The sequence below is a fragment of the uncultured Amnibacterium sp. genome (assembly GCF_964245895.1).
Taxonomy (GTDB): domain Bacteria; phylum Actinomycetota; class Actinomycetes; order Actinomycetales; family Microbacteriaceae; genus Amnibacterium.
Genome location: NZ_CAXTOQ010000201.1, coordinates 1 through 5,204, shown reverse-complemented (window position 1 = coordinate 5,204; position 5,204 = coordinate 1). Strand labels below are relative to the sequence as shown.

Annotated in this window: 5 protein-coding genes; 4 read left to right on the top strand and 1 reads right to left on the bottom strand. The window is 72.1% G+C overall.

Annotated features, from left to right (window positions below; translation table 11 throughout):
- The 3 genes from ACFE60_RS17485 to ACFE60_RS17475 all read left to right on the top strand — a co-directional run.
- Window positions 1-224 (top strand): VanZ family protein (locus ACFE60_RS17485; protein ID WP_375390134.1); only part of this gene is annotated, 224 nt, incomplete at its 5' end.
- Window positions 225-266: 42 nt separating this feature from the next.
- A complete protein-coding gene (locus tag ACFE60_RS17480; RefSeq protein WP_375390133.1) occupies window positions 267-1,805 on the top strand; it encodes a sugar transferase in 1,539 nt (512 codons plus the stop codon).
- Complete coding sequence (locus tag ACFE60_RS17475; protein ID WP_375390132.1) at window positions 1,802-2,770, top strand: glycosyltransferase; 969 nt, start codon at window positions 1,802-1,804, stop codon at window positions 2,768-2,770. The genes ACFE60_RS17480 and ACFE60_RS17475 overlap by 4 nt, the downstream gene beginning before the upstream one ends.
- A 220-nt stretch (window positions 2,771-2,990) precedes the next feature.
- On the opposite strand, the gene ACFE60_RS17470 is transcribed toward ACFE60_RS17475, so the two are convergent.
- Window positions 2,991-4,670, bottom strand: a complete 1,680-nt coding sequence (locus ACFE60_RS17470) for a hypothetical protein (protein ID WP_375390131.1) — start codon at window positions 4,668-4,670, stop codon at window positions 2,991-2,993.
- 226 nt (window positions 4,671-4,896) lie between these two features.
- Between ACFE60_RS17470 and ACFE60_RS17465 the strand changes: the two genes are divergently transcribed.
- The coding region (locus tag ACFE60_RS17465) for a hypothetical protein (RefSeq protein WP_375390130.1) at window positions 4,897-5,204 on the top strand (308 nt) is incomplete at its 3' end.

The following is a 5,204-nucleotide window of genomic DNA, read 5'->3' as shown; positions in this document are numbered from 1 at the left end:
TGGGCGGCGCGCTCCTCTCCACCTGCGTGGAGCTGGCTCAGGGCCTCTTCCTGCCGGGGCGGGTGTCGAGCGTCGGCGACATCCTGGCGAACACGACGGGCGCCGTGCTCGGCTGCCGCGTCGCCATCGCGCTGCGCACGTTGACCCTGCATCGCGACACATTGGTCATCCGCGATGTCGAGGAAGGTCGGCGTGCCTCGAACGGGTTACCGGTTCGGAAATAGAACCTATGTCGACCGGATCCACCGATCGACACAGGGGGCAAGGTGGCTGTGACCACGGAGCGACCACGACTTGCGGGCGAGCCCACGCGTCCGCGCGCGGTTCGTCGCCTCCGCGACGAGCAGCCGATCGGCCTGCCGATCCGCCGGACCAATCCGACCTGGGAGAAGGCGTTCCAGCGCCGGCTCGCCGTCACCGATGCGGTGCTGCTCGCCATCACGCTGCTCGGCACGCAGGCGTTCTGGCTCGGGATCGATACCTCGCAGCGCATCGCGACAAACCTTTCCGTACCGCTGCAGGTCCCGTACACGGGCGCGACCGCCGCGCTGCTCGTGCTCTGGCTCGTCTTCCTCAAGGTCTTCGGCTCGCGCAGCCCCCGCGTCATCGGCTCGGGCTTCACGGAGTACAGCCGCGTCGCGAGCTCCAGCTTCCGGCTCTTCGGGCTCGTCGCGATCGTCGCCCTGCTGCTGCAGTTCCTGCCGGCGCGCGGCTACATCATCACGGCCTTCCCGATCGGGGTCGTCCTGCTGATCGCCTCCCGCTGGGGCTGGCGGCAGTGGCTGCGCAAGCAGCGCCGCAGCGGCCGCTACCTGATCCGCGTGCTGCTGGTCGGCGCGCCGAGCTCCGTCGAGCACCTGCACGAGGAGTTCACGCGCCGCAAGTACCTCGGCTTCGAGATCGTCGGCGCCGTCCTGCCGCGGCGGACGCCGAAGGAGGGCCTGGACCTGCCGGTCGAGCGCCTCGGCACCTTCGAGGAGGTCGCCGCCGTCGCCCGCCGCGAGCGCGTGCACGCCGTCGCTCTCGCCGGCTCCGAGGACCTGCCGCCGGAGTCCGTGCGCCGCATCGGCTGGCGCCTCGAGTCGACCGGCGTCGACCTGATGGTCGCCCCGGCGATCACCGAGGTGGCTGGCACGCGCATCCACACCCGCCCGGTCGGCGGCCTGCCGTTGATGTACGTCGACTCGCCGTCCTACGAGGGCAGCAAGAAGACCGCGAAGGCGGTGCTCGACTTCGGTCTCGCCTGGCTGGCGGTGCTCCTGACGGCCCCGCTGATGCTGGTCACGGCCATCGGCGTGAAGATCACGTCGCCCGGCCCGATCTTCTTCCGGCAGCAGCGCATCGGTCTGAACGGCAAGGCGTTCGACGTGTACAAGTTCCGCTCGATGCGGATCGGCGCCGACGCGGAGCTCGCGCAGCTGCTGAAGGAGCAGGGCACCGAGGGCACCCCGCTCTTCAAGGTGGAGAACGACCCGCGCATCACGCGCTTCGGCCAGTTCATCCGCAAGTACTCGCTGGACGAGCTGCCGCAGTTCTTCAACGTGATCAAGGGCGACATGTCGATCGTCGGCCCCCGCCCGCAGCGTGCGGAGGAGGTCGCGCTCTACGACAACGCGGCCGGCCGGCGCCTGCTCGTCAAGCCGGGCATCACCGGCCTCTGGCAGGTCAGCGGTCGTAGCGACCTGTCGTGGGAGGACACCGTCCGCCTCGACCTCTACTACGCGGAGAACTGGTCGCTGCTCGACGACTTCGTGATCCTGCTCTGGACCGTGAAGACGGTCCTCCAGTCCCAGGGAGCCCGATGACATCCGTCTCCGCTGCTTTCGACAGCGCCGTCGCTCCGGACGTCGTCCGAACCGGCGTCCACGTCGTCACGGTGACGCACAACAGCGCGTCGACGATCGAGGCGTACTTCGCCGGCATCGAGGCCTGCGCCGCGGACATCGCGGGCGTCACCATCGTCGACAACGCGAGCACCGACGACACGCTCGATCGCGTGCGCGCCGCCCTGCAGGGAGCCAGCGTGCCGGTCGAGGTGATCGAGAACGAGAACTCGGGGTTCGCCGGCGGGTACTACGCCGCGTCGTGCAGCTCCGTGCAGCGCGGGCTGCCCGTGCTCTGCCTGAATCCTGATGTCGCCCTCGCCGAGGGCGCGGTCGACGCGATGCTCGACGTGCTCGACTCCTTCCCCGATGCGGCCGTGGTGACCGTGCCGCTCGTGGGCATCGACGGCAGCCCGGACACCGCGAGCCGGCGGCGACTGCCCACCCTCGGGGCGTCCATGCTCTACTCCGTGCTCGGCCGGCTGACGCCGTCGAGGCTGCGCTACAACCGCCGGGAGGCGGACGCGGCGCCGATGCTGTCGACACGTGCCGGGCGCCCGGTCAACGTGCTGCAAGCCACGACCGGCGCGCTGATGCTCGTGGCGGCGGACTTCCGCACGCTTGACGAGGGCGTCTTCGACCGGGACTACTGGATGTACGGCGAGGACCTTCAGCTGTGCGCCGATGCGGCCGCGAGCGGCCGTCGCGTGCTGATCGTCGAGGTCGCGCCGTCGGTCCACGTGAAGGGCGTCTCGAGCGGCCGCCCGCGCTCTCACCGGTCGAACCGCGCGTTCCACGACGCGATGTACCGATACGCGCAGAAGAACCTCGTGCGGCACCCGGTGATGCTGCACGGTCTGCGACTCGGTGTGGAGGCGCACTTCGTGCTGACGGAGGCGAAGGCGTTCCCGGTCCGTCTCCGCAGCCGGGCGGCCGCCCGCGTGTGACCCGCATCGCTTCGACGCGGAGGTCTGCCACGCCTCGACGACGACGACGGGGATGCGTCGAGGCCACTTCACGGCCCTCCTGATCGCCGTCGAAGGGCTCCTGCTCCGCGGTCGAGGTGCGAGCGCAGCGAACTCGAGATCCCCGAGCCCTCCTGTTGATCCGAGGCGCTGGCGGCTCCTCGACCGTGATCGGGACGACCGGGTGGTCGAGGAGCCCTGCTCAGCTGCTCCGAGCGTCCGCGGACACCGCCGCGCGGGGCCGCAGGCGCTCCCGCAGCGCGCCCACCTCCGCCCGGATCGCCGCCGCGCCCAGCCCGGCCAGCACGAGCGCGACCGGGAGGTAGTGGTACAGGTACCGCGAGCGGGACTCCGAGATGCAGAGGAACGCGACCAGCAGCACCAGCGCGACGCGCGCGGCCAGCACGGCTCCGCCGCGCGGCAGCCGGAGCCGGCGCAGCGGCACGAGGCACAGCAGCACGGTGCACCACCAGGCCGCCTGCCAGACCGAGGCGAGCAGCCAGTGCCACGGCGATCCGAGCGGGAAGACGCTCTGCACCGCGAGGCTGAAGGGGTCGTTCGAGAAGTACGACACGTCGTAGGTGCCGACGCCCTCGCGGTCCTGGAAGAAGCTGCCGTCGCTGAAGGCGAAGAGCATCTTCTGCGCCAGGAAGACCGGGTACCCGATCGGTCCCATCGCGAGCACGCGCTCCTCCCACAGCCCCAGGGAGGCGGCCGCGCGGTCGGCGGGCGGCGTCGCCCATGTGCGGTTGAAGTCCTGCGCGTTGAACCCGCCGTCGCCGGTCGATCCCATCGCCATGAAGTGCGTGAACGGCATCGCGCCGCCCGCGCCGAAGGCCGGGAACGCGGCCTGCCCGACGGCGTCGATGCCGAGGTGGGCGATGCCGAACCCGAGCGCGAGGGCCGCGGCGGCTGGCAGCGCCGCGCGCAGGTCGAGCCGGCGTGCGGTGCCGGTCAGGGCGGTGGCGAGCAGCAGCGCGCCGGCCATGAACACGACGGGCGGCTTGATCGCCACGCCCGCTGCGGCGAGGACGCCGAGCAGGGCGAACAGCAGCAGCCGCGACCGGGTCGACCGCCGAGCGGGCCAGACGACCCACAGCGCGAGCATGCCGATCGGGAAGACCATCGCGAGCGTGTCGGAGTACATGACGTTCAGCCACGGCGACACCAGCACCAGCACCAGCCCCAGCGCGACGCCGGCGGCGGTCGCGAAGCCGGGAGCGAGCCGGCGCAGCACCACGCGGACGAGGACGAGCGAGGCGGTGAGCGCGATGCCGTTCACGACGACGGTGACCCAGAGGAACTGCTCGGGGCCCTGCAGCCCGAGCGCCTTCAGCACCCCGAAGAGGCCCGCGAACGCCGCGACCAGGAAGTAGTTGTTGGGGTACAGGGAGAAGTAGACGGCCTCGTCGTTCGCGCTGAACCACGCCGGCTGCGGTGCGACGGCCTGGTGGTAGGCCGCCTGGAACACCTGCATCGCGTCCCAGGACGTGTACCGCAGCACCGCGTGGGCGAGCGCGAGCTGCGCCGCGAAGCACCCGGCGACGAACACCCACCACGCGACGCTGCGCATCCGGGCGGAGACGCGGCCGGCGCCTGTGCCCGGCCATCGCACCCAGCCGAGCAGCACCAGCACGGCGGCCGCCGCCAGCATCAGCGCGCCGACGGCGATGGGCCGGTACTGCGCGGTGAGTCCGGGCGAGAGGACGAAGGGGCTGCCCGGCGACGTCATCCTGACCAGGGCGACGACGAGCAGCGCCAGGCAGACGGCCGCGACGGCGGCGGCGATCGGGGCCGTCAGGCGCCGGCGGCGCTGGGGGACCGCCGCGGGCGGGGGCGCGTCGGCCGAGGGGCCGCTCGGCCGGACCTTCTCGAACACCACGCGGCGGGCTCCCTTCGGCGGAGGGATGTCCTCCTCGTGCAGCGCCGGTCAGCGTACGAGCGGGCTCGCGCCCGCGACCCCTCCTCTGGGGGCGTGTCGAGGTCCGGGCGGGCCGGGCCCGCGGCGGGAGGAGGAGTTCGCGCGATCGCGGCGTGGCGGACCGCCACCCGGACGGGGGGTGCCGACGATCGTCCGAACCCTGTCCGCACCCGACCCGAGAGCTGCCATGACCCGCGCGCTTCCCGTCGTCCTGTCGGCCGTGCTCGCCGCCCTGGCGGCGCACGTCGTCGGGGTGCCGACCGCGGTGACCGTCGTGCTCGGTGCTGCGGCGGCCGGTGCTGCGGGCGGCGTGCTCGTGCTGCGCAGGGACCGGTTCGCGCTGACGCGGGACGGGGCGCCGGTCGCCGCCCGCGCGGACCTCGTCGGCGTCGTCGGGGCGGCGTTCCCCGTCTTCGCCGCGTGGATCGTCGCGAACGTCGTGCTCAACCCCGACGTGTTCGACCACGAGCCCAACCTCGTGTTCACGCCCAAGAA